Annotated in this window: 20 protein-coding genes and 1 tRNA gene; 13 read left to right on the forward strand and 8 right to left on the reverse strand. The window is 65.4% G+C overall.

The genetic code is table 11. The annotated features are described in order from the left end of the window. Positions 1-113: 113 nt before the first annotated feature. Together argF and L2A60_RS01355 are read right to left on the reverse strand one after the other, a co-directional pair. The gene (gene argF / locus L2A60_RS01350; RefSeq protein ID WP_235702564.1) at positions 114-1052 is read right to left on the reverse strand and encodes an ornithine carbamoyltransferase; all 939 of its coding nucleotides are present in this window, start codon (positions 1050-1052) and stop codon (positions 114-116) included. Continuing rightward, positions 1049-2245 carry an aspartate aminotransferase family protein gene (locus tag L2A60_RS01355; protein WP_235702565.1) on the reverse strand — a complete coding sequence of 399 codons (1197 nt, stop codon included), beginning with the start codon at positions 2243-2245 and terminating at the stop codon, positions 1049-1051. The genes argF and L2A60_RS01355 overlap by 4 nt, the downstream gene beginning before the upstream one ends. A 218-nt stretch (positions 2246-2463) precedes the next feature. Here L2A60_RS01355 and L2A60_RS01360 point away from each other — a divergent pair, with 218 nt between their 5' ends. The 4 genes from L2A60_RS01360 to L2A60_RS01375 all read left to right on the forward strand — a co-directional run bounded on the left by L2A60_RS01360 (position 2464) and on the right by L2A60_RS01375 (position 4663). Continuing rightward, positions 2464-3294: a shikimate dehydrogenase gene (locus L2A60_RS01360; protein WP_235702566.1), complete on the forward strand. Its 831-nt coding sequence runs from the start codon at positions 2464-2466 to the stop codon at positions 3292-3294. Continuing rightward, the gene (gene coaE / locus L2A60_RS01365; protein WP_235702567.1) at positions 3291-3875 is read left to right on the forward strand and encodes a dephospho-CoA kinase; all 585 of its coding nucleotides are present in this window, start codon (positions 3291-3293) and stop codon (positions 3873-3875) included. The genes L2A60_RS01360 and coaE overlap by 4 nt, the downstream gene beginning before the upstream one ends. Then, positions 3872-4546, forward strand: a complete 675-nt coding sequence (dnaQ, locus tag L2A60_RS01370; RefSeq protein ID WP_235702568.1) for a DNA polymerase III subunit epsilon — start codon at positions 3872-3874, stop codon at positions 4544-4546. Before coaE ends, dnaQ begins: the two co-directional genes overlap by 4 nt. Positions 4547-4589: 43 nt before the next feature. Beyond that, positions 4590-4663, forward strand: a tRNA-Gly gene (locus L2A60_RS01375). Between the two features lie 237 nt (positions 4664-4900). On the opposite strand, the gene L2A60_RS01380 is transcribed toward L2A60_RS01375, so the two are convergent. Beyond that, positions 4901-5407, reverse strand: a complete 507-nt coding sequence (locus tag L2A60_RS01380) for a DUF2147 domain-containing protein (RefSeq protein ID WP_235702569.1) — start codon at positions 5405-5407, stop codon at positions 4901-4903. A gap of 236 nt (positions 5408-5643) precedes the next feature. Between L2A60_RS01380 and L2A60_RS01385 the strand changes: the two genes are divergently transcribed. The 3 genes from L2A60_RS01385 (at position 5644) to clpA (ending at position 9786) form a co-directional block, all read left to right on the forward strand. After that, entirely contained in the window at positions 5644-6645 is a 1002-nt protein-coding gene (locus tag L2A60_RS01385; RefSeq protein ID WP_235702570.1) for a lipid A deacylase LpxR family protein, read from the forward strand. A gap of 280 nt (positions 6646-6925) precedes the next feature. Beyond that, positions 6926-7255 (forward strand): ATP-dependent Clp protease adapter ClpS, encoded by a 330-nt coding sequence (clpS, locus tag L2A60_RS01390; RefSeq protein ID WP_235702571.1) that lies wholly within the window; start codon positions 6926-6928, stop codon positions 7253-7255. 200 nt (positions 7256-7455) lie between these two features. Then, positions 7456-9786 carry an ATP-dependent Clp protease ATP-binding subunit ClpA gene (clpA, locus tag L2A60_RS01395; RefSeq protein WP_235702572.1) on the forward strand — a complete coding sequence of 777 codons (2331 nt, stop codon included), beginning with the start codon at positions 7456-7458 and terminating at the stop codon, positions 9784-9786. 274 nt (positions 9787-10060) lie between these two features. On the opposite strand, the gene L2A60_RS01400 is transcribed toward clpA, so the two are convergent. Next, entirely contained in the window at positions 10061-10699 is a 639-nt protein-coding gene (locus L2A60_RS01400) for a glutathione S-transferase family protein (protein WP_235702573.1), read from the reverse strand. 264 nt (positions 10700-10963) lie between these two features. Between L2A60_RS01400 and aroQ the strand changes: the two genes are divergently transcribed. The 5 genes from aroQ (at position 10964) to L2A60_RS01425 (ending at position 16387) form a co-directional block, all read left to right on the forward strand. Beyond that, positions 10964-11413 (forward strand): type II 3-dehydroquinate dehydratase, encoded by a 450-nt coding sequence (gene aroQ / locus L2A60_RS01405; RefSeq protein ID WP_235702574.1) that lies wholly within the window; start codon positions 10964-10966, stop codon positions 11411-11413. Continuing rightward, complete coding sequence (gene accB, locus L2A60_RS01410; RefSeq protein WP_235702575.1) at positions 11410-11862, forward strand: acetyl-CoA carboxylase biotin carboxyl carrier protein; 453 nt, start codon at positions 11410-11412, stop codon at positions 11860-11862. Before aroQ ends, accB begins: the two co-directional genes overlap by 4 nt. A 4-nt stretch (positions 11863-11866) precedes the next feature. Continuing rightward, a complete protein-coding gene (gene accC / locus L2A60_RS01415; RefSeq protein ID WP_235702576.1) occupies positions 11867-13207 on the forward strand; it encodes an acetyl-CoA carboxylase biotin carboxylase subunit in 1341 nt (446 codons plus the stop codon). 170 nt (positions 13208-13377) lie between these two features. Continuing rightward, positions 13378-13620, forward strand: coding sequence for a hypothetical protein (locus L2A60_RS01420; RefSeq protein ID WP_235702577.1), 243 nt, complete (start codon positions 13378-13380; stop codon positions 13618-13620). Positions 13621-13633: 13 nt separating this feature from the next. Next, the gene (locus L2A60_RS01425; protein WP_235702578.1) at positions 13634-16387 is read left to right on the forward strand and encodes a Hint domain-containing protein; all 2754 of its coding nucleotides are present in this window, start codon (positions 13634-13636) and stop codon (positions 16385-16387) included. Here the strand turns inward: L2A60_RS01425 and L2A60_RS01430 are convergent. Then, positions 16352-18154 (reverse strand): ABC transporter ATP-binding protein, encoded by a 1803-nt coding sequence (locus L2A60_RS01430; RefSeq protein WP_235702579.1) that lies wholly within the window; start codon positions 18152-18154, stop codon positions 16352-16354. The genes L2A60_RS01425 and L2A60_RS01430 overlap by 36 nt on opposite strands. A gap of 184 nt (positions 18155-18338) precedes the next feature. Here L2A60_RS01430 and L2A60_RS01435 point away from each other — a divergent pair, with 184 nt between their 5' ends. Further along, positions 18339-19388, forward strand: coding sequence for a glycosyltransferase family 4 protein (locus tag L2A60_RS01435; RefSeq protein WP_235702591.1), 1050 nt, complete (start codon positions 18339-18341; stop codon positions 19386-19388). A gap of 28 nt (positions 19389-19416) precedes the next feature. Here L2A60_RS01435 and L2A60_RS01440 read toward each other — a convergent pair whose 3' ends face one another. From L2A60_RS01440 to L2A60_RS01450, 3 genes are all read right to left on the reverse strand, one after another. Further along, positions 19417-19728: a BrnA antitoxin family protein gene (locus L2A60_RS01440; protein WP_235702580.1), complete on the reverse strand. Its 312-nt coding sequence runs from the start codon at positions 19726-19728 to the stop codon at positions 19417-19419. Between the two features lie 266 nt (positions 19729-19994). Next, positions 19995-20483, reverse strand: a complete 489-nt coding sequence (locus L2A60_RS20545) for a helix-turn-helix domain-containing protein (RefSeq protein WP_268920078.1) — start codon at positions 20481-20483, stop codon at positions 19995-19997. Between the two features lie 156 nt (positions 20484-20639). Further along, on the reverse strand, positions 20640-20944 hold a 305-nt coding region (locus L2A60_RS01450; RefSeq protein WP_235702581.1), incomplete at its 5' end, for a hypothetical protein.

Consider the following 20944-nt stretch of genomic DNA (forward strand, 5'->3'; position numbering starts at 1 on the left):
GTCAGACATTCTGGAACGGGTTCACCCGGTTTCTGGTCATCACCGTCATCAGCGTCGTCGTCATCCTGCTTCTGATCGCGGCGTTCACCGTCTGGAGCTGAACCGGGGCCGGTTCAGCCGCCCAGGCACCAGGCCAGAATCCCCTGCTGGGCGAACAGCCGGTTCTCCGCCTCGTCGAACACCACCGATTGCGGTCCGTCGATCACCCCGGCCGACACCTCCTCGTCGCGATGCGCCGGCAGGCAGTGCATGAAAATCGCATCCGGCGCCGCCCGCGTCATCAGGCGCTCGTTCACCTGATACGGGGCGAGCAGATTATGGCGCGACTCGGTATCGTCGTCGCTCATGCTCACCCAGGTATCGGTCACCACGCAGCGCGCCCCGGCAACCGCCGCCGCCGGGTCGCCGGTCAGCACGATATCGGCCCCCTGCGCCCGCGCCCAGGCGAGCGCTGCGGCATCTGGCGGCAGTTCCGCCGGACAGGCGAGGCGAAGCGAAAACCCGAACCGCGCCGAAGCCTCGATCCAGCTTTTCGCCATGTTGTTGCCGTCGCCCACCCAGGCGATCTTTTGCTCCGCGATCGGGCCGTGGCGTTCCTCGAAAGTCATCACATCGGCCATCACCTGACATGGGTGCGACCGCTCGGTCAGCCCGTTGATCACCGGCACGGTGGCGTAGGTGGCGAGTTCGCGCAGCTTGGATTCCCGGTCGGTGCGCAGCATGATCGCATCGACATAGCGCGACAGCACCCGCGCGGTATCCGCCACGGTTTCACCCCGCCCGATCTGCATTTCGCGCGAGGATAGCATCACCACGTCGCCGCCCAGGCCGCGCATCGCCATCTCGAAGCTCACCCGCGTCCGGGTCGACGGTTTCTCGAAAATCAGCGCGAGCGCCCGCCCGGCCAGCGGCCGCGCAGCGGATCGCCCGGCGCGCTTGAACCGCACGGCGGAGTCCAGAATCCGGCGCAGCACCGGGGTTTCGATCAGCGACAGGTCCAGGAAGTGGCGCGGGGGCTCTTGCATGGTCGTGGTTTCGATCGCGGCGCTCATTTCGCGGCATTCCGCAGGGCGGAGGGTTTGCAGCGCCGTGCCGCACCGTCGAGCCGTTCCAGCGCTTCGCCGATTTCGGCATCGCCGATCACCAGCGGCGGAATGATGCGCAGCACGTTCTCCCCGGCGGCCACCGCGAGCAGCCCTTCGGCGAGGCACGCGGCCTGCACCTCGGTGTTCGGCACCGCGCACACCAGGCCGAGCATCAGCCCCCGGCCGCGTGCTTCGGCGAACACATCCTTGTGGCGCACAACCAGCGCATCCAGCCCGGTTCGCAGCCGCGCGCCGAGACGCGCGACACCATCGAGAAATCCCGGCGCCAGAACAACGTCGAGCACCGCGTTCCCCGCCGCGCAGGCGAGCGGGCTGCCGCCGAAGGTCGTGCCGTGGCTGCCGGGAACCAGATGCTTCGCCACAAGCTCGCTGGCCAGCAAGGCGCCGAGCGGAAACCCGCCGGCGATGCCCTTGGCCGTGCTCACCGCATCTGGCATCACCCCCGCCCATTCATGGGCGAACAGCTTCCCCGTCCGGCCCATGCCGCATTGCACCTCGTCGAAGCCGAGCAGGAGGGAAAATTCGTCTGCCGCCGCGCGCAATCCGCGCAGATAGTCCGCATCCGCCGGCCTCACCCCGCCTTCGCCCTGGATCGGTTCGACCAGAATCCCGGCGGTTTCCGGGGTGATCGCGGCGCGCAGCGCGTTCAGATTGTTGAACGGCACATGGTCGAATCCGTCCACCTTGGGTCCGAACCCGGCCAGATATTTGGCATTGCCGGTTGCGCTGATCATCGCCAGCGTGCGGCCGTGGAACGCGCCCTCCGCGCAGATGATCCGGTAGCGCTCGGGCTTGCCGTCATCCGCCATGGTCCGGCGGAACGCCTTGACCAGCGCCTCGTTCGCCTCGGCGCCCGAATTGCAGAAGAACACGCTGTCGGCGAAACTGGCTTCGACCAGCCGTGCCGCCAGCCGTTCGGCCTCCGGCACGCGATACAGGTTGGACACATGAATCACCTTCGCCGCCTGCCCGGCGATCGCGCTGGTCAGGCCGGGATGCCCATGCCCGAGCGATGAGGTCGCGATGCCCGCGCCGAAATCGAGGAATCGTCGCCCATCCGCCGCAACCAGCCACGCGCCTTCGCCATGATCGAAGGCGAGGTCCATCCGGTTGTAATTCGGCATCAGGGCAGGGATCATTCCACGTCACTTTCTTTCGCGAACCGACTATTGTGCGAAGCAATACCGCCAAGTCAAACCCGAATTTTCACGGAACGGCCCGAATCGGGCCGGAATCGCAGGGATCAGGGTTGCGAAACGGGATGGGCCGGAATTTCAATGCAGGTCGTCCGTGCCCGACGTGAACGGCCGAACCGCCCGCCCTTGCCGGAAACCCCGCTTCGTGATCGAAACGGCGCATGGTGCTCTCCGGTCACGCGCGTCTCGCCGGGGTGATCGGCTGGCCGGTCGCCCATTCCCGCTCGCCGCGCCTGCACGGCACCTGGCTCGCGCGTCATGGCATCGACGGCGCCTACCTCCCGCTCCCGATCAGGCCGGAGCATTTTGCCTCATGCGTGGCCGCGCTCGTCCGCATGGGCTTCGCGGGTGCGAACGTGACCATTCCGCACAAAGAAGCCGCCTTCGCCGTGTGCGATGCGCTGGAGGACAGCGCGCGCCGCGCCGGGGCGGTGAATACGCTGATCTTCCGCGACGGAACCATTCTCGGCTCGAACACTGACGGCGCGGGCTTCCTCGCCAATCTGCGCGCCTGCGGCGTCGATCCCGCCGCCGGCCCGGCGCTGATCCTCGGCTCCGGCGGCGCCGCGCGGGCGATCGGTGCCGCGCTGATCGACGCGGGCGCGCCGGTCACGCTGTGCAACCGCACCTGGGATCGCGCGGCCGCTCTCGCGGCGGAACTCCCGGCCCGCGCGCTCGGCTGGGAGCAGCGCCACGCCGCCCTCGCCGATCACGCGCTGGTGGTGAACACCACCGCGCTCGGCATGACGGGGCACGACCCGCTCGATCTTTCGTTCGACCGCGCGTCGCCCGGTCTCGCCGTCGCCGACATCGTCTATGTCCCGCTGGAAACGCCGCTTCTCGCCGCCGCTTCATCCCGCGGCCTGAAAACCGTCGAGGGGCTGGGCATGTTGCTGCATCAGGCGGTGCCCGGTTTCGTCGCCTGGTTCGGCGTCACCCCCACGGTCGATGCCGAGCTCTACCGCATCGTCGCCGCCGATTTCCCGGCATGAAAATCATCGGCCTGACCGGCGGCATCGGCATGGGCAAATCCACCGTCGCGACGGTGTTTCGCCGCAGCGGCATTCCGGTGTTCGACGCCGATGCCACGGTGCGCGCGCTGCAAGTGAAGAACGGCAGAGCCATCCCGCGCATCGCCGCCGCCTTCCCCGATGTGGTGCGGGACGGCGTACTCGACCGCACCGCCCTGCGCGCGCGGATTCTGAGCGATGCCGGCGCGAAACGGCGGCTTGAGGCGATCGTTCACCCGCTGGTCCGCACCGCGGAGCGAAAATTCGTCGCCGCAGCGCGCCGCCGCCACGCGAAAGCGGTGCTTCTCGACATTCCGCTGCTGTTCGAAACCGGCGGCGAGCGGCGGGTCGATCTCGTGATCACCGTCTCCGCCCCGCGCTCGGTGCAGATGGCCCGCGTGCAGCGGCGCGGCCTGCCCATCGCCGACATCGAAGCGATCATCGCCCGCCAGATGCCGGATGCCGAAAAACGCCGCCGCGCCGACGTGGTGATCCGCACCGGCCTGTCGCGCCATCACGCCATCAGCGCAGTCCGCCGCCTGATCCAGGAGATCCTGCCATGACCCGCGCCGTCCTGTTCGATACCGAAACCACCGGCCTCGATCCGCTCAACGGCGACCGGGTGATCGAAGTCGCGGCGATCGAACTGCATAACGATCTGCCGACCGGCAAGGTCTTCCACACCCTGATCGACCCGGAACGCGAAATCCCGTCCGATGCCAGCCGCATCCACGGCATCACCAGCGCCGATGTCGCGGGGAAGCCCAAATTCGCCGCGATCGCCGCCGATTTGCTCGCCTTCTTCGGTGACGCTCCCTTGGTCGCCCATAACGCGGCGTTCGATTTCGGCTTTCTCGACGCCGAATTCGGCCGTATCGGCCGCCCAGCGCTCGACCCGGCGCGCATGATCGACACGCTGGCGCTCGCCAAGACGCGATTTCCCGGCATGCCGAACAACCTCGATGCGCTGTGCCGGCGCTTCGAGATCGACCTCACCGCCCGCACCACCCATAACGCGCTGCTCGACTGCAAATTGCTCGCCGATGTCTATGTCGAACTCACCGGCGGCCGCCAGCGCGGCTTCGACCTCAACGCCGATTCCGCCGCTCTCGCCCTGGTCGAATACCGGCACGACGCGACGCGCACCCCGCGCCGCATGGCGGTGAATGCCGCCGAGGCCGAGGCCCATGCCGCTTTCGTCGCGGCGATCAAGGCGCCGGTCTGGCAGCGCTGAGCCAGTTGCGCCGCGCGCCGCGCCGACTTACAACCGCCGCAGCGCGGGTATGATGTAATGGTAGCCTGTCAGCTTCCCAAGCTGAATGCGCGGGTTCGATTCCCGCTACCCGCTCCAGCCCGACACTCAGCGACTCACGGTCAATTCCGGCGGTTATACCAACCGCCGTTGCCTACGACTCACGCCTGACGCCAACTCGTCATTGCGAGCGAAGCGAAGCAATCCAGCTTTTTCGGGTAAAATACAGAAAAAATGGATTACCTCCGCGTTGTTCCAGCAATTCCTTGGATTGCCGGAACCTTTCGGCGCTTCGCCACGCCTGCTGACGCCTGCTCGCAATGACGGGGTGATGGGTCATTGTCCAGGGCGGCCGGTATTATTTGTCCGAACCTCGGATCCGGCGGTTTGCGCCCGATCGATCCGGCAGGATCGCGGCACGGTGCCCTCATAGCGCATCCAATGCTGGGTCTCGCCGAACACCGGCAGGCCGAGATAGCCACGCAGCGCGAGCTCTCCCGTCCGCGTCACCTGGAATTCGGCGTGATAGGCTCTGCCGTTGCGCGGATCGACGATGCGCCCGTGCCATTCGGCACCGGACCGGGTGACGGAGGGGCGGATCAGCTCGAAGCCGCACTGGCTCCTTCCCTGCCAGTCCATCGGCATCGCATCGCCATGATCGAGCACGATCCCGACGATATGCCCGCACAGCCCCGTCCCGCCGGCACAGGGCGCGATCCGCACCACGGCGCCGCCGCGCCCAGTCAGCCAGTCCCCCTCCGGGGATCGCGGCAGCGCGGCCAGGGCGAGCGAGGCCCAGAGCATTCCGGTCATCGTCAGCACTATCAGGGCAATGCGTCTCATCGCCATTATCCGATCGAATTCGCCATCGCGACGATAACATAGTTTACGATCGCGGCGGTGAAACCGATGCTTCGCGCATGGGTTCCATGCCGCCGATGTCATCATTTTTCACCGTCCCGTGACGGAATCGGCGCAGCCATCTTGCATCCGGCGCGCGGTGAGCCATACAAAAGGACAATATTTCGTAACCTTTCGGGCGCGTCCCGCGGCCGATCCATCGTCCCAGGACGTCCCGCATGACCAAAAATCTGGCGCTGATCGCCTGTTGTGCCGTGCCGCTGCTGAGCCTGGCTCCGCTAACCGCGCAAGCGGGGCAGGGGTTTCCCTCCGGTATCTGGACCATCCAGGACGAAAACGCCTCGATCAGCACCCAGAGCCTGACCGACCGCTATTACGTCAACGGGCTGCATATCGGCTGGACCTCGCACCGAGGCGACGTGCCGTCCTTTCTCGCCGGTCTCGGCCACGTGGTCTGGGGCGACGGCACCCAGCGCGTCAGCATCGGCGTGACGCAGAAAATCTTCACCCCGGCGGCGACGCAACTGGCCGATCCGCCGCTGAACGACGAACCCTATGCCGGCTATCTCGCCGCCACGCTCGGGCTGATCCAGGATACATCCACCACGCGCAGCGTTCTGGCGGTCAGCGCCGGCGTGGTCGGGCGCGATGCCGGGGCGGAAATCGTGCAGAACGGGTTCCATTCGGTCATCGGCCAGAACGGCACCCATGGCTGGGCCCATCAGCTCCCCAGCGAGCCGGCCTTCGACATTCTCGTCTCGCGCACCTGGCGCGTCCCGCTCGGCCGCTTCGGCAACGGGATCGAGGCGGATGCGCTGCCCCAATTGTCCGGCATGATCGGCACCACCGAGATTTACGCCCAGCCCGCCGTCACCTTCCGCATCGGCGAGGGGCTGAACTCGGATTTCGGCACACCGCTGCTGCGCCCCGGCCCGTCGGGGTCGGATGCGTATCGCCCGACGCGGCCTTTCGTCTGGTATGTGTTCGGCGGCATCGCCGGCAAGCTGGTCGGCCATGACGAATTCCTGCAAGGCGCGGATTTCCAGACCAGCCGCTCGGTGGACCCGTATCGCGCGGTCGGCCAGATCGAGGCGGGGGTCGCGATCATCTGGCGCGGCCTGCGCTTCAGCTACACTCAGGTATTCCAGACGCGGCGCTTCCACGGCCAGATCGGCGGCATCCACGAATACGGCTCGCTCGCCGTCTCCGCGCGGTTCTGATGGCCGAAGGCGGCGGCATGGCGGCCCGATCCGCCGCCACGCGCCGCCGGCCGCGCAAAAATTCCCCTTCCCCAAGCGCCTGCCGGTGAATATGCTAGTGTGGTGGTTCTGAAGTTCTGCGTATTCGCGGTGGTGATTTTAGGAACTTCGGAACCAAAAACTACACTAGAATCATACGTTTGCTAGTGTCCTCTCGATTCGGAAGTTCGTAAAACGCCTCAATCAGCACCAACGAACCTCCGAATCGGGATACTAGCGGGGTGAGGATGAGATAGGATCGATGTCTGGCTCGGATCGTCGCGGAACTGGCAATGGCCTGGGCACCGGGGTTGCAACCCGGACTCGGATCAAGACGCGCAAGCCCGCGCTCTATAAGGTCCTGATGCTGAACGACGACTACACCCCGATGGAGTTCGTCATTCACGTTCTTGAGCGCTTCTTCTCGAAAAGCCGCGAAGAAGCGACCCGGATCATGCTTCATGTGCACCGGCGCGGCGTCGGCGTCTGCGGCGTCTTTACCTACGAGATCGCCGAGACCAAGGTGACCCAGGTGATGGACCTGGCCCGCCAGAGCCAGCACCCGCTGCAATGCACGATCGAAAAAGAATGAACGAAACGGATGACAGGACATTGATGCATGGATGACCTGATGCCGGTCATCGTTGCGAAAGATTTTTCCGATATCATGTCATCGCTATGATACACTGCCACGGAGCGCCGTGGCCGATTTCGCGGTCCTGCGGGCCGCTGCGGGCTTGACCAGGGCGGCAGGGGCCGTCTGCCGGAAGCCCGGCTGGGAGTGAATTGGATATGCTGTCTCGCAACCTGGAACAGACGCTGCATCGTTCCCTGGCCTTCGCGGCCGAGCGGCGCCACGAATACGCGACGCTCGAGCACCTGCTGCTCGGCCTGATCGACGACGCCGACGCGCTGACCGTGCTGCGGGCTTGCGGCGTCGATATCGAACGCCTCCGCCGCGAAGCCACCGAATTTCTCGACAAGGACCTCGCCGGCCTCGCGACCGACCGCGCCGGCGACCCCAAGCCCACCGCCGGCTTCCAGCGAGTGGTGCAGCGCGCGGCGATCCATGTGCAATCCTCCGGCCGCGACGAGGTCACCGGCGCCAACGTGCTGGTCGCCCTGTTCTCCGAGCGCGAGAGCCATGCGGTCTATTTCCTCCAGGCGCAGGACATGACGCGGCTGGACGCGGTGAACTTCATCAGCCACGGCATCGCCAAATCGCCGGGCCGCTCGGTGCCGCGCACCCCCTCGGGCAGTAGCACGGACGGGCCGGAGGCCGAGGCCGAGCAGAAACCCAAGCGAGGCCAGGACGCGCTCGCCAATTACTGCGTCAACCTCAATAAAAAGGCGCAGGCCGGCAAGATCGACCCGCTGATCGGCCGCGAGTTGGAAATCGAGCGGACCATCCAGATTCTCTGCCGCCGGTCGAAGAACAACCCGCTCTTCGTGGGCGATCCCGGCGTCGGCAAGACCGCGATCGCCGAGGGCCTCGCCAAGCGCATCGTCGATGGCGAGGTGCCCGACGTGCTCGCCAAATCCACCATCTACGCGCTCGACATGGGCGCCCTGCTCGCCGGCACCCGCTATCGCGGCGATTTCGAGGAACGGCTGAAAGCCGTGGTCTCCGAACTCGAAGCCATGCAGGGCGCGGTGCTGTTCATCGACGAGATCCACACCGTGATCGGCGCGGGCGCCACCTCGGGCGGGGCGATGGATGCATCGAACCTGCTCAAGCCGGCCCTCGCCTCGGGCACGCTGCGCTGCATCGGTTCGACCACCTACAAGGAATTCCGCACCTATTTCGAGAAGGACCGCGCCCTGGTCCGGCGCTTCCAGAAAATCGACGTGAACGAACCCTCGATCGACGATGCGGTGAAAATCCTGCGCGGCCTGAAATCGACCTACGAAAAACACCACAAGGTCCGCTACACCGACGATGCGATCCGCGCCTCGGTCGAGCTTTCCGCCAAATACATCCACGACCGTAAACTGCCGGACAAGGCGATCGACGTGATCGACGAGGTCGGCGCCTCGCGGATGCTGCTGCCGGAGGCAAAGCGCCGCAAGACCGTCACCTTGCGCGATGTCGAGGAGATCGTCGCGAAAATCGCGCGGATTCCACCCAAATCGGTCTCGGCGGACGATAAGGAAACCCTGCGCACCCTGGAACGCGACCTGAAATCCATGGTGTTCGGCCAGGATTCCGCGATCGAGGCGCTGGCGGCGGCGATCAAGCTCGCCCGCGCCGGGCTGCGCGAGCCGGAAAAGCCGATCGGCTGCTACCTGTTCTCCGGCCCCACCGGCGTCGGCAAGACCGAGGTGGCGCGGCAACTGGCGAGCACGCTGGGCATCGAACTCACCCGGTTCGATATGTCCGAATACATGGAGCGTCACTCGATCTCGCGGCTGATCGGCGCCCCGCCCGGCTATGTGGGCTTCGACCAGGGCGGGTTGCTGACCGACGCGATCGACCAGCACCCGCATTGCGTGCTCCTGCTCGACGAGATCGAGAAAGCCCACCCGGACCTGTTCAACATCCTGCTCCAGGTCATGGATCACGGCAAACTGACCGATCATAACGGCAAGAACGTCGATTTCCGCAACGTGATTCTCATCATGACCACCAATGCCGGTGCGGCGGACATGGCCAAGGCCGCCATTGGTTTCGGGCGAGAAGTCCGCGTCGGCGAGGACGAGGAAGCGATCAAGCGGATGTTCACGCCGGAATTCCGCAACCGGCTGGACGCGACGATCGGCTTCTCCGGCCTTACGCCGGAAATCGTCGCGCGCGTGGTCGAAAAATTCGTCATGCAGCTCGAGGCGCAGTTGGCCGACCGCAACGTGACCATCGAACTCTCCTCGGCGGCCAAGGAATTCCTCGCCGAACGCGGCTACGATCCGCTCTATGGCGCTCGCCCGCTCGCCCGTGTCATTCAGGAACTCATCAAGAAACCGCTGGCCGAGGAATTGCTGTTCGGCAAGCTGGTGACCGGCGGCGCGGTCAAGGTCAGCTTCCGGGACGGCGCCCTGGCGTTCGACATCGCCGAGGCGCCGCGAGCCGCCCTGCCGAAACCCGACAGCGACCAGGAAGAATCAATTCCGCCGCAGGAAGTGCAATAACCACACTAGGCTTAAATGTTTGCTAGTGTCCTTTCGATTCGGAAGTTCGTAAACCGCCTTTATCAGCACTAACGAACTTCCGAATCGGGACACTAGAGCGACATCCGATCAGATGGAATCATCTGATCGGATCAAGGTGTTCTCTAAAACAATGAGATAGAGCATTATCCGCGAGCAATGCGAACGGAAAATGTTCTGGCGCAATATGGCTTTAAGCGATCCCCAAAGCCACCCGCCCATGGACACCAAAAGACGCTTGATCAAACCGGATATTCTAGGCTTCGTCCGCCGCCGCGAAATTCCGCTGCCAGACCGAAGCGAGGCGGGGGTTGGAGTCGGTTTGGGCCGCGATCGCGGCGAGCTTCGGGCAGTGTTCGGCGAACCAGGCACGACGCGGCCGCCAGTGAGTCATGATCGCGAGGTAGATGTCGAGCGCGGAGAGCCGGTCGCCGAGGAAATAGGGCGTGCCGGCGGTCTGTTCGACGACGCGCCAGAGCCGTTGCGCGTAGGCGTCGACCGCGTCGCGGAACCCGGCGCGGGCGGCTTCGTGGGCGACGAAGCGGGCGGGATCGTCGGCGTAGGTGAAGGTCGGGTAGAGATTGGCGACCAGGAAAACCAGCCAGCGCAAAAAGCCGGGGCGGAGCGGATCGCCCGGCGCCGGCACCAGCGAATCGGTTTTGGTGACATCGGCGAAATGCAGGGTGATCGCCGCACTTTCGGTCATCACCGTGCCGTCGGGCAGCACCAGGGTGGGGATTTGCGCGAGCGGGTTGACCAGGGTGAGGCGTTCGCGCGCCGCCGAATCCTCGAACAGGTCGCCCACCGTTTCGATCCGGTATGGCAGGCCGTACCAATCGAGCTGGACTTCAGCGAGGGCGGAGCCCCAGCCGGGGCGAGCATAGAGCAGATACATGGCAGCACTCCAGATGGAATGTTCAGAATCGAAGGCGAATGGTCACGGCCGGGCCGGGCGGGTCGATTCTGTCATGGTCGCATCCAGCAGTCCAGCCGCTCCGGCATGGATGGCTTCCACCTTCGTTGCCATTCCAACGATGCTGCGCATCGCCGGAACCTTGGCAACTCCGCCTTCGCGTGACGCTTGGCGTCGCCATGACGCGCTTAAAATAGGTGCGGGGCAAAAGTTGGCCGGGGCGGAGGGGTGTGCTAGGCGGCGCGGATGGCGGAACCTTTGATTGCCGTTCTGAACGGTCCCAACCTCAATCTGCTCGGGCTGCGCGAGCCGGAGATCTACGGCATCCAGACGCTCGACGACCTGGAGGCGGTGTGCGCCGAGGCGGGCGAGCAACTCGGCCTGGCGATCGATTTCCGCCAGACCAACGGCGAGGGCGAGCTGATTACCTGGGTGCATGAGTGCCGGGGCCGGGCCGCGGGGATCGTGATCAATCCGGCTGGGTATTCGCATACCTCGGTCGCGCTGATGGACGCGCTACACGCGGTCGAGCTGCCGGTGATCGAGGTGCATTTGTCCAACATTCATCAGCGCGAGGCGTTTCGCCACCATTCCTATGTGTCCCGCGCCGCTCGGGGCGTGATTTGCGGGTTGGGGTTTTCCGGGTATCGGCTGGCGTTGCAGGCGATCGCCGAGATTGTGGAGCAGGAAGCATGAGTTTGTCCTTCGACCCCGAAAAGCTGCGCGAGCTGGCAGCGCTGCTGAACGAGAGCGGGCTGGCCGAGATCGAGCTGGAGGAAGGCGATCGACGGCTGCGGCTGGCGCGCGCGATGCCGCAGCAGATGGCGATGCCGGCGATGGCGGCGCACCCCGCGCCAATTCCGGCGGCGCCGACGGCTGCCGCGACGGCGATGGCGGATTTCGCGGCGCATCCGGGGGCGGTGAAGTCGCCGATGGTGGGGGTCGCCTATCTGGCGCCGGAGCCGAACGCGCCGCCGTTCATCAGCGTGGGGCAGAGCATCGAGGCCGGGCAGACACTGTTGCTGATCGAGGCGATGAAGACCTTCAACCAGATCAAGGCGCCGCGCGCCGGCACGGTGCGCCAGATTCTGATTTCCGCCGGCCAGCCGGTGGAATACGACGAACCGCTGGTTATTTTAGAATAACGCCGTGTTTTCGAAGATCCTGATCGCCAATCGCGGCGAGATCGCGCTTCGGGTGCAGCGCGCGTGCCGCGAGATGGGCATCGCCACGGTCGCCGTGCATTCCACCGCCGATAGCGAGGCGATGCATGTCAGGCTCGCCGACGAGAGCGTGTGCATCGGGCCGCCCGCGGCACGGGAGAGCTATCTGAACATGCCGGCGATTTTGTCGGCGGCGCTGATCACCGGGGCGGAGGCGATCCATCCGGGGTACGGGTTTCTGTCGGAAAACGCCGATTTCGCCGAGATGGTCGAGGCGCACGGGCTCGCCTTCATCGGCCCCTCGCCCACCCATATCCGCATGATGGGCGACAAGATCACCGCCAAGACGACGATGACGGAGCTGGGCGTGCCGCTGGTGCCGGGATCGGACGGCGAGGTGGCGGATGCAGCGGCGGCGCGGGCGGTGGCGGAGCGGATCGGCTGTCCGGTGCTGGTGAAGGCGGCGGCGGGCGGCGGCGGGCGCGGCATGAAAGTGGCGCGCACGCTCGGCGAGGTCGAGGAGGCGTTTTCGCTGGCGCGTGCCGAGGCAGCGGCGGCGTTCGGCAACAATGCCGTCTATATCGAGAAATATCTCGACCGGCCCCGCCATGTCGAGTTGCAGGTGCTGGGCGACAATCACGGCAATGTGGTGCATTTCGGCGAGCGCGACTGTTCGCTGCAGCGGCGGCACCAGAAAGTGCTTGAGGAAGCCGGATCGCCGGGGATCACGTCTGAAGAACGGGAAACCCTGGGTTCGATCGCAACGGCGGCGTTGCAGAAATTCGGCTACCGGAATGCCGGCACGCTGGAGTTTCTGTATCAGGACGGGCAGTTCGCCTTCATCGAGATGAATACGCGGCTGCAGGTCGAGCATCCGGTGACCGAGATGGTCGCCGAGGTCGACCTCGTGCGCGAGCAGATCCGCATCGCCGCCGGCGAGACGCTGGGTTACGGCCAGGCGGATGTGGTGCTGTCGGGCCACGCGATCGAATGCCGGATCACCGCCGAGGACCCGGAGACATTCGCGCCGTCGCCGGGGCTGGTGTCGATGTTTCATCCGCCGGGCGGGTTGGGCGTGCGGATCGATTCCGCGCTCTATGCCGGGTATCGGGTGCCGCCGCATTACGACAGCCTGGTGGCGAAGCTGGTGGTGCATGGGCGCGACCGGCCCGAGGCGATCGCGCGGATGCGCCGGGCGCTGGAGGAGTTCGCGATCGCCGGGATCAAGACGACGATCCCGCTGCACCGGCGCATCCTGGACGACGCCTCGTTCAACGCGGGCGACTACACCATCCATTGGCTGGAGCGGTTCGTCGCGGGCGGGTAGGTTGCAATCTTGGATTGTTTTGACGACTCCGTGAGGTGTGGAGCGGGCGTTATCATTTTCTTTCCGTTTCGAGCGATCCCGGTGTTAAGGTCCGAATAACCACTTTTTAATATGGTGCTGGCCGGGATCGCCCGCCGCTAGAAAAGGGCGCCCGTTTCGGGAGGCCGACAATGAGCGGACGAACGACAATCGACCATGCGTCACTGACGCTGGCCAATACCGGTATTGCCGGAGTTCCGGCCGATAACGTGACGATCGAGGCTGGCATTGGATCGGCGGTCAATCTCAACGGCGTAAACAATCTGTTCGTCAACGAGGGTGTGTTCGAGAGTAGCGGAACGCTGATCGACGCCGTTGCCGCGACCCTGCCCCATCCGCCCGCCACCGCGCCGAAACCTCGCCGCATCCTCTAGGGAGATCGTTGTCATGTCCGGGTCAAACACCGTCGTTGCTACCGAAACCCTGACAAGCGGCGCCACGACCGTCAGTGCGCCGGTGACGCGGACGATATCGGGCGCCCTGTCCAATTCGGGAACACCAACGATTACCACGGCAATGTATGTGCCGGTCGGAGTCGGGGTGACCATCACCAATAACAGCACAATCGAGATCTCCGGGCAGGCCACCGAGGATCGGGTGAAAACCGGGTCGTTCCATCCGATCTACTACGACGAGGGGATTGGCCTGCAGGTGACGGGGACGTTGTCCACCGTGATCAATAACGGGTCGATCGTCAGCGACACGACGTTGTTCGTGCCCAGTGGGTCCACGACCTATACTGTCTATGGCATCGGCCTCAGCGTGCAGGATGGCAAGGTCGTCAACGAGGCCGGGGCGCTGATCAATGGCGACGGCGATGGCGCCGTGCTGCTGGTGAGCACCATGACCAATTACGGTGTGGTCGAGGGGCATCAGGGTGCGGGCAATCTCGGTGTGCTCATGCAAGGAAGCGGGGTTTCCAATGCGGCCAGCGCGGTGATCGCCGGAGGATATCTGGGGATTTATGAACAATTCTTCGAGGTCGGCGGGACGGTTTTCGCCAGCACGGTGGTCAATTCCGGGCTGATCGAGGCGACGGGCCTGAATGGCTCTGGGATCGGCGCTGCGGTTCTTGGCGGGAATCTGACCAATGAGAAGGGTGGCACGATCCTCGGCTTCAGCGCTGGCGCGGTGTATGCCACCGGTGCCGTGCTCGGCAAAGGCAATACGTTGACTAATGACGGGCTGATCAGCCTGACCGGCACCCTTGGCGATGGCGTGGAGGCGCTGTTCGGGACGCTGATCAATCAGGCCAATGGCACGATCGCGGGCGTCAAGCTCGGTTCGACGATTTCGTCGGGGACGCTGCAGAATAGCGGGTTGATCGCGCCGCCGCTGGCCAACGTCGCAGGGGTATTTGTCAACGCCGGCAGCGGCACGAATTTTTCCGGCGGTGTGATCGAGGCGGATCATTATGGCGTGGCGATCGGGGCTTATTCGGCGACGGCCTCGTTCAGCAATGCGGGCACGATCGAAGCCATCGCGACGAATGCGGGCGAAGGCGTGTTCCTCGATCAGGGCAGTTTCGCCAACCAGGCCACCGGGACGGTAAGCGGGTATAAGGGCATTGTCGGCAACACGCTCGCGATCAGCCTGTATAATGACGGGATCGTGGCGGCTGACGGCACCAAGGCGGCGGGTGTCGCGTTCACCTTGGGCACGCTGGTCAATGACGGGGTGATTGGCGGTGCGACGGCTGTAGCGGTGGCAGGAACCGCGACGGTTTCGATCGTGGATGCCGGCGCGCTCGCCTCGACCCTGGGCACGTTAGGGATGGCGCTTACCGACCCTTCGGGCGCGGTCGCGCTTACGCTCGATCCAGGAGCGTCGCTCGTTGGGTCGGTGGCGCTGGATGCGACGGCGGAGAGTGAACTCGTCCTGGCCTCGGCAACCAGTGCCGGATCGCTCACGGGCTTGGGGGAAACGATCACCGGCTTTGCCGATATCAGTTTCGCGTCCGGCGCGAGCTGGACGATCGAGGGTGATTCGGCGGGCCTCGCGGCCGGGCAGACCATTTCCGGCTTCGCGCAACACGACACGATCGTGCTCGACAGCTTCGCCGCGACGTCCGACAGTTTCGTGAGCGGAACCGGGCTGGAGCTGACCAGCGGATCGAGCACGATCACGCTGGATATCACCGGCAGCTTCACCACGAGCGATTTCGCGGTGACCGACCCGCCCACGAATACGACGATCGCGCTCGTCCCACCTTGTTTTGTAGCTGGCACGCACATCCTGACGGCAACGGGCGAGGTCGCGGCCGAGGATTTGCGCGAGGGCGACCGGGTGGTGCTGCATGGCGGCGGGACGGCGCCGGCCAAATGGATCGGGCGACGCCGGCTCGATCTGCGGCGGCATCCTAGGCCCGAGACGGTCCGGCCGATCCTGATCGAGGCCGGGGCGATCTGCGGCGGCGTGCCGAAGCGCGACCTGCTGGTTTCGCCGGATCATGCCTTGTTCCTGGACGGGCATCTGATCCCGGCGAAGGCGCTGGAGAACGGCGCGACGATAAGGCAGGTGGCGCGACGCGGCGTGACCTATTTCCATGTCGAGCTTGAGCATCACGCGGCGCTCTACGCCGAGGGGTGCCCGGCGGAGAGCTATTTGGAGACCGGCAATCGCGGCGCGTTCGAGAATGGCGGCGTGGCGATGGTGCTGCATCCCGATCTCGCGCAAGTGTTGCGCGAAGTGGAGGGATTTGCGCCGTTCGCCGAAAGCGGCGCCGTGGTCGAGGCGGTGCGGGCGCGTTTGATCGCGCGGGCGGGGATCGAGACTACCGACGATCCTGGGCTGACGATCCGTTACCGCCGCGATGGCTCTGCGGTCATCGAGAGCCGGAGCGCGATCCCCGGCCATCTGATGCCCGATCCGCGCGACCGGCGGATGCTGGGGGTGAAGATCGCGGCGCTACGCGCCGGCGGGGCCGATATCCGGCTCGACCATCCGCTTCTGGCGCAGGGATGGCACGACGCGGAGCCGGACGGGCGATGGACCGATGGACGGGCTGTCGTGCCTGTCGCATTGCTGGGCGGCAGGCGTGATCTGTCGGTGCGTTTGTCGGGAACGGTCCGATATCCACTCGAATGCCGGGTTGAGGGGCGCCGGTCAGGCGGCGATGATGTGCAGCCCCTGATGGCGTAGCAGGTCGCGATAGGGGCCGGGACGGCGGGCGAGAACGCTGGGCGCGCCGTCGTCGATGATGCTTCCGTCCTCCATGACCACGATGCGGTCGAAGTCGCGCAGGGTGGAGAGCCGGTGCGCCACCGCGATGACGGTGCGGCCGGCGGCGAGCTTGTCCAGCGCTTCCTGAACCCCGGCCTCGGATTCCGAATCCAGCGCCGAGGTCGCTTCGTCGAGCAGCAGGATCGGCGCGTCGCGCAGGAAGGCGCGGGCGATGGCGATGCGCTGGCGCTGGCCGCCGGAGAGTTTCATGCCGCGTTCGCCGACCAGGGTTTTGTAGCCGTCGGGCAGGGTTTCGATGAAGGCATCGGCATGGGCGGCGCGGGCGGCCTCGCGGACCTCGCGGTCGGAGGCGCCGGGCTTGCCGTAGCGGATGTTTTCCAGCACCGAGCGGTGGAAGAGCTGGACATCCTGCGAGACGACCGAGATCGCGTCGGCGAGGCTGGCGCGGCTGAGGCTCGCGATATCCGCGCCGTCGATCAGGATGCGGCCGCGCTCGACATCGTATTGGCGCTGCAGCAGGGCGAGCAGGGTGGTTTTGCCCGAGCCGGAGCGGCCGACCAGGCCGACCCGCTCGCCGGGGGCGATTTCGAGGGAGAACCGGCGCAGCACCGGCCGCGCGCCGGCATAGTCGAAGTCAATATCGTCGAACCGGACGCCGCCATGCGGGGCTTCGAGCGCGGGGGCCGAGGGATCGTCCGGCATGTCGTGCGGGACGAGGAGCGAGGTCAGCGCGTCGTTGAGGCGCGCCCAGTCTTGCACCATCTCGACCAGGGCGACCGCGAGGTCGCGGGTGCCGTGCAGCACGGTGAAACCGAGGGTGGCGATCAGAACCACGTCGCCGGGGGTGGCGAGGCCATGCACCCAGCGCGTCAGCGCCCAGGCCAGCAGGCAGGCGGTGAGGCCGGCCGTGGTGACTGCGTGGAAGATGCGGAGTTTTTCGAGATAGCGCAGGCTGTCGCGGCGGGCGGACATTTCGCGGTCGACATCGGCGGCGAAGCGGTGGCGCTCGCGCAAGGAGGCGCCGAAGGCGCGCACCACGCCGACATTGTTGATGACATCGACCAACTCGCCATCGACCGTGGCGGCGGCGGTGGCGTATTCGTGATGCAGGGAGCGGCCGGCATCGGCCATTTTCGCGAGGATGAGGCCGAGCACGACGGCGACGCCGACCAGCACGGCGCCCATCAGCGGATCGACCGTGGCGATGACGCCGATCGCGCCGAGCACGCCGAACAGCGGCGGCAGCACGTTCCAGGCGGTGAGGCTTTCGATGCGGAACACCGCGTTGCCGGTGGCGGAGATCCGGCCGGCGAGCATGCCGGGCCGGCGCTCGGCGAAATAGCCGGGCGCGTGGCCGAGCAGGTGGTCGAACAGGGTGCGGCGCAGATCGCCGGTGACCGCGACGAAGCTGCGCGCCGCCATCCAGCCGCCGACCCGCCAGGACAGGTTGTCGGCGGCGATCAGCCCGGCGAGCACGGCAAAGGCGCCCCAGATGGCGCCGGTATTGTGCCGGGCCAGCACGTCCACCATGTTCTTGATGGCATATTGCGAGCCGACGGCGCAGCCGACCGCCGTGACAACCGAGAGAAAAATGACCAGATGGCCAAGTTTATGCTTGCCGATCGCGCGCAGGATGAAGCGCAGCGGCCGTCGCTCGATCGTGCCGGGAGCGACCTCCGGCGGGTTCACGAATTTTTCATCCGATACGATCCGTAAACCGGGCATCGGCGCTGTCCCTTCGGATTTCGGGGATTTCGGCGGCGCTTTCGTCTGTGCATCTGACATGGTTCGCAGTGTGCGGCGCAATGCGGCAGCAATAGGGCAGGGGTGCCAAATCTTTGCCGCATCGAGCCCAGAACTCTGCTCGCGTGGTTGAAAATGCAGCCTCATTCACAGGAGTTTGATGACGATGCGAATTGCGCAGATTGCACCTTTGACCGAGGCGGTGCCTCCGAAACTTTATGGCGGGACCGAACGGGTCGTCTCGTTCCTGACCGAGGAGCTGGTCGCGATGGGTCACGACGTGACGTTGTTCGCGAGCGGCGATTCGGTGACGCGGGCCAAGCTGGAAGCGGTGTGGCCGCGCGCGCTGCGGCTCGATCCGACGATCCGCGATTTCATGGGCCCGCATATGCTGCTGATGGAGCGGGTGCGGCAGCTGGCACGCGAGTTCGACGTGCTGCATTTCCACATGGATTACTGGCCGGCCTCGCTGTTTTCGCGCCAGGCGGTACCGTTCCTGACCACGCTGCACGGCAGGCTCGATCTGCCGGAGCTGAAGCCGGTCTATGCCGGGCTGCCGGAGATGAACCTGGTGTCGATTTCCGACAGCCAGCGCGAGAAGCTGCCGGAAGGCAATTTCGTCGCGACGGTCCATCACGGGCTGCCCGAACATTTGCTGACGCCGATGCCCGTCGAGCAATCCTATGTCGCGTTCCTGGGGCGGATCTGCCCGGAGAAGCGGCCGGACCGGGCGATCCGCATCGCGCGGGCGGCAGGGATTCCGCTGAAACTCGCGGCGAAGGTCGACCGGGCCGATGTCGAGTATCACGAGGAACATATCCGGCCGATGCTGGGGCCGGATGCCGAGCTGATCGGCGAGATCGACGACCGGGCGAAGCCGGATTTTCTGTCCGGCGCGCGCGCACTGCTGATGCCGATCGACTGGCCGGAGCCGTTCGGGCTGGTGATGATCGAGGCGATGGCGTGCGGCACCCCGGTGATCGCCTATGACCATGGCTCGGTGCCGGAGATCGTCGAGGACGGGGTGACCGGGTTCATCGTGAAGGACGAGGCGGAGGCGGTGAGCGCCTTGCTGCGGGTGGCGGCGCTGCCGCGCACGCGCATCCGCGCCGAGTTCGAGCGGCGCTTCACCGCGCGTCGGATGGCCGAGGATTATCTCGACATGTATGAGCAGCTCATGGTGCCGCGCAGCGAAAGGCTGCGGCTGGTGGGTTGATTTTTTGCCGGGAAATCCCGCTCCTGGTTCAGGGGCGGGATTTTTGCTTGAGCTGCATGAAGGCGCGCAGGGCGGCGTTCATCCGGCTCTGATAACCCGGTCCCTGGCGCTTGAACCAGTCGATCACGTCGGCGTCGATGCGCAGCGACAGCAGCGCCTTGGGAATCGGGCGGACCGCTTCGGCGGTTGCGAGCCAGACATCGGAAATGCCGGCGAAATCGGGATCGGATGCGATATCCCGCGCCAGCTCCGCCTCGGACTTGGCGCGGACTCGGGCGAGGTCGGAGCGGCTTTCGCCGCGTGCCTTCATCGCGCGCAATTCAGTGGCCGAAAATTTCATGGTTTGTGACCTTTTTTATCCTGCCGCGCTCCTGGCTGCTTGTAGCTACAATATATAGCTATTTTATTTTCGTGCAAGAGCTTTGAGCGCTTCCATGGATGGATCGCTTCGCCTTCGGCTCGCGATGACCTCATTTGGCGAGGGTTTCCTGGTTCGGCTGGAAGAGGATCGTTTCTTCGCCCCGGCCGATATCGGGAACGCGTCGCGCGGCGGTTGCCTTAATGCAGGCGAGCGCGGTGCGATGATCGGCAAAACCGGAAGCCGGGTCAGACGTCGAGGGCGCCCTGGCGGTCCGGGCCGGATTCGCGCGGGGCGCGGCGAAACCCTTCGGTGGGGGCATAGCCCGGTAGGTCTGGCTTCATGCCGGCCATGAGCTGGGCGATGGTGACGATCTGCAGTTTCGGATGACGGCCGAAGCTGGTTTCAAAGAAGCCGGCGGCGGCGGCTTCGCGCGCCATTTCCCTGGTCGGCTCGGCGAGGGTGAGGAACAGGCCGCCGAGCGCGCGTTCGCGTTCGACGGTGCCCTTGCGGTTGATCAGCCCATCCGGCCCCTGCTCGTTGAAACGGACCACCCAGTCCCGGATGATTTGCACCCCAACCCCGCCGATCCGCGCCGCCTCACTGCGCTGAACACCATCGTAGATCGACGCCAATGCCAGAAGCCGGCGCGCCTGGTTCGCGTCCCGCGTCCGCCGCGCATGGCCGCGCAATGCCACCGCAGTGAAGTCGGAACGCAGTGCAATCGGCGGTGACATGGCGAACTCTTCCCGTGCGCCAACCATCGAATCATAAAAGCCCGATTCGGGGAATCTAAAGGTTTCTGTGAGGTCGCGCACCGTTGGCGCCGTGGCACGAGGTTGAGGGCGACCTCATTGAAACCGGATTGAACGAAACCGCGGGCCGTGAGGCAACTATGGGGAGAGTTGCCTTTGGCTGGGGGCTTGGCATCTGATTTTGGCCAACTGTGTGGCTGCTATTTCGACTTGGCTGATCTGTTTGAGGCCGGTGATGTCGTGCCGATCGTTGTAGGTTGGACCTTGAAGGGTTCGATTGTACTGGTTTCTTTGTGAGAACGGCCTGACACCGGCTTTGTCGAACAAGCGTTGCCTGCCGGCCCGCATGTCGCCGTGTTGCCAGATGGAATTTTTGTAGGTGGAGCGGTGGCTGTTCATGAGGTGTTGCTCCAGGTTGGACGCTGCAACGGGCGTGGTCCGTT

This window comes from Acidiphilium iwatense, from assembly GCF_021556475.1.
In the GTDB taxonomy this organism is placed as follows: Bacteria; Pseudomonadota; Alphaproteobacteria; order Acetobacterales; family Acetobacteraceae; genus Acidiphilium; species Acidiphilium iwatense.

What these genes read in the sequence shown, in the direction of transcription:
- L2A60_RS01440 (WP_235702580.1), bottom strand. Translation starts at nt 19,728, where the DNA reads ATGAAATTTTCGGCCACTGAATTGCGCGCGATGAAGGCACGCGGCGAA.
- L2A60_RS01420 (WP_235702577.1), top strand. Translation starts at nt 13,378, where the DNA reads ATGAGCGGACGAACGACAATCGACCATGCGTCACTGACGCTGGCCAAT.
- L2A60_RS01400 (WP_235702573.1), bottom strand. Translation starts at nt 10,699, where the DNA reads ATGTATCTGCTCTATGCTCGCCCCGGCTGGGGCTCCGCCCTCGCTGAA.
- aroQ (WP_235702574.1), top strand. Translation starts at nt 10,964, where the DNA reads ATGGCGGAACCTTTGATTGCCGTTCTGAACGGTCCCAACCTCAATCTG.
- clpS (WP_235702571.1), top strand. Translation starts at nt 6,926, where the DNA reads ATGTCTGGCTCGGATCGTCGCGGAACTGGCAATGGCCTGGGCACCGGG.
- clpA (WP_235702572.1), top strand. Translation starts at nt 7,456, where the DNA reads ATGCTGTCTCGCAACCTGGAACAGACGCTGCATCGTTCCCTGGCCTTC.
- L2A60_RS01425 (WP_235702578.1), top strand. Translation starts at nt 13,634, where the DNA reads ATGTCCGGGTCAAACACCGTCGTTGCTACCGAAACCCTGACAAGCGGC.
- L2A60_RS01385 (WP_235702570.1), top strand. Translation starts at nt 5,644, where the DNA reads ATGACCAAAAATCTGGCGCTGATCGCCTGTTGTGCCGTGCCGCTGCTG.
- L2A60_RS20545 (WP_268920078.1), bottom strand. Translation starts at nt 20,483, where the DNA reads ATGTCACCGCCGATTGCACTGCGTTCCGACTTCACTGCGGTGGCATTG.
- accB (WP_235702575.1), top strand. Translation starts at nt 11,410, where the DNA reads ATGAGTTTGTCCTTCGACCCCGAAAAGCTGCGCGAGCTGGCAGCGCTG.
- dnaQ (WP_235702568.1), top strand. Translation starts at nt 3,872, where the DNA reads ATGACCCGCGCCGTCCTGTTCGATACCGAAACCACCGGCCTCGATCCG.
- L2A60_RS01360 (WP_235702566.1), top strand. Translation starts at nt 2,464, where the DNA reads ATGGTGCTCTCCGGTCACGCGCGTCTCGCCGGGGTGATCGGCTGGCCG.
- L2A60_RS01430 (WP_235702579.1), bottom strand. Translation starts at nt 18,154, where the DNA reads ATGCCCGGTTTACGGATCGTATCGGATGAAAAATTCGTGAACCCGCCG.
- L2A60_RS01435 (WP_235702591.1), top strand. Translation starts at nt 18,339, where the DNA reads ATGCGAATTGCGCAGATTGCACCTTTGACCGAGGCGGTGCCTCCGAAA.
- coaE (WP_235702567.1), top strand. Translation starts at nt 3,291, where the DNA reads ATGAAAATCATCGGCCTGACCGGCGGCATCGGCATGGGCAAATCCACC.
- argF (WP_235702564.1), bottom strand. Translation starts at nt 1,052, where the DNA reads ATGAGCGCCGCGATCGAAACCACGACCATGCAAGAGCCCCCGCGCCAC.
- L2A60_RS01355 (WP_235702565.1), bottom strand. Translation starts at nt 2,245, where the DNA reads ATGATCCCTGCCCTGATGCCGAATTACAACCGGATGGACCTCGCCTTC.
- L2A60_RS01380 (WP_235702569.1), bottom strand. Translation starts at nt 5,407, where the DNA reads ATGAGACGCATTGCCCTGATAGTGCTGACGATGACCGGAATGCTCTGG.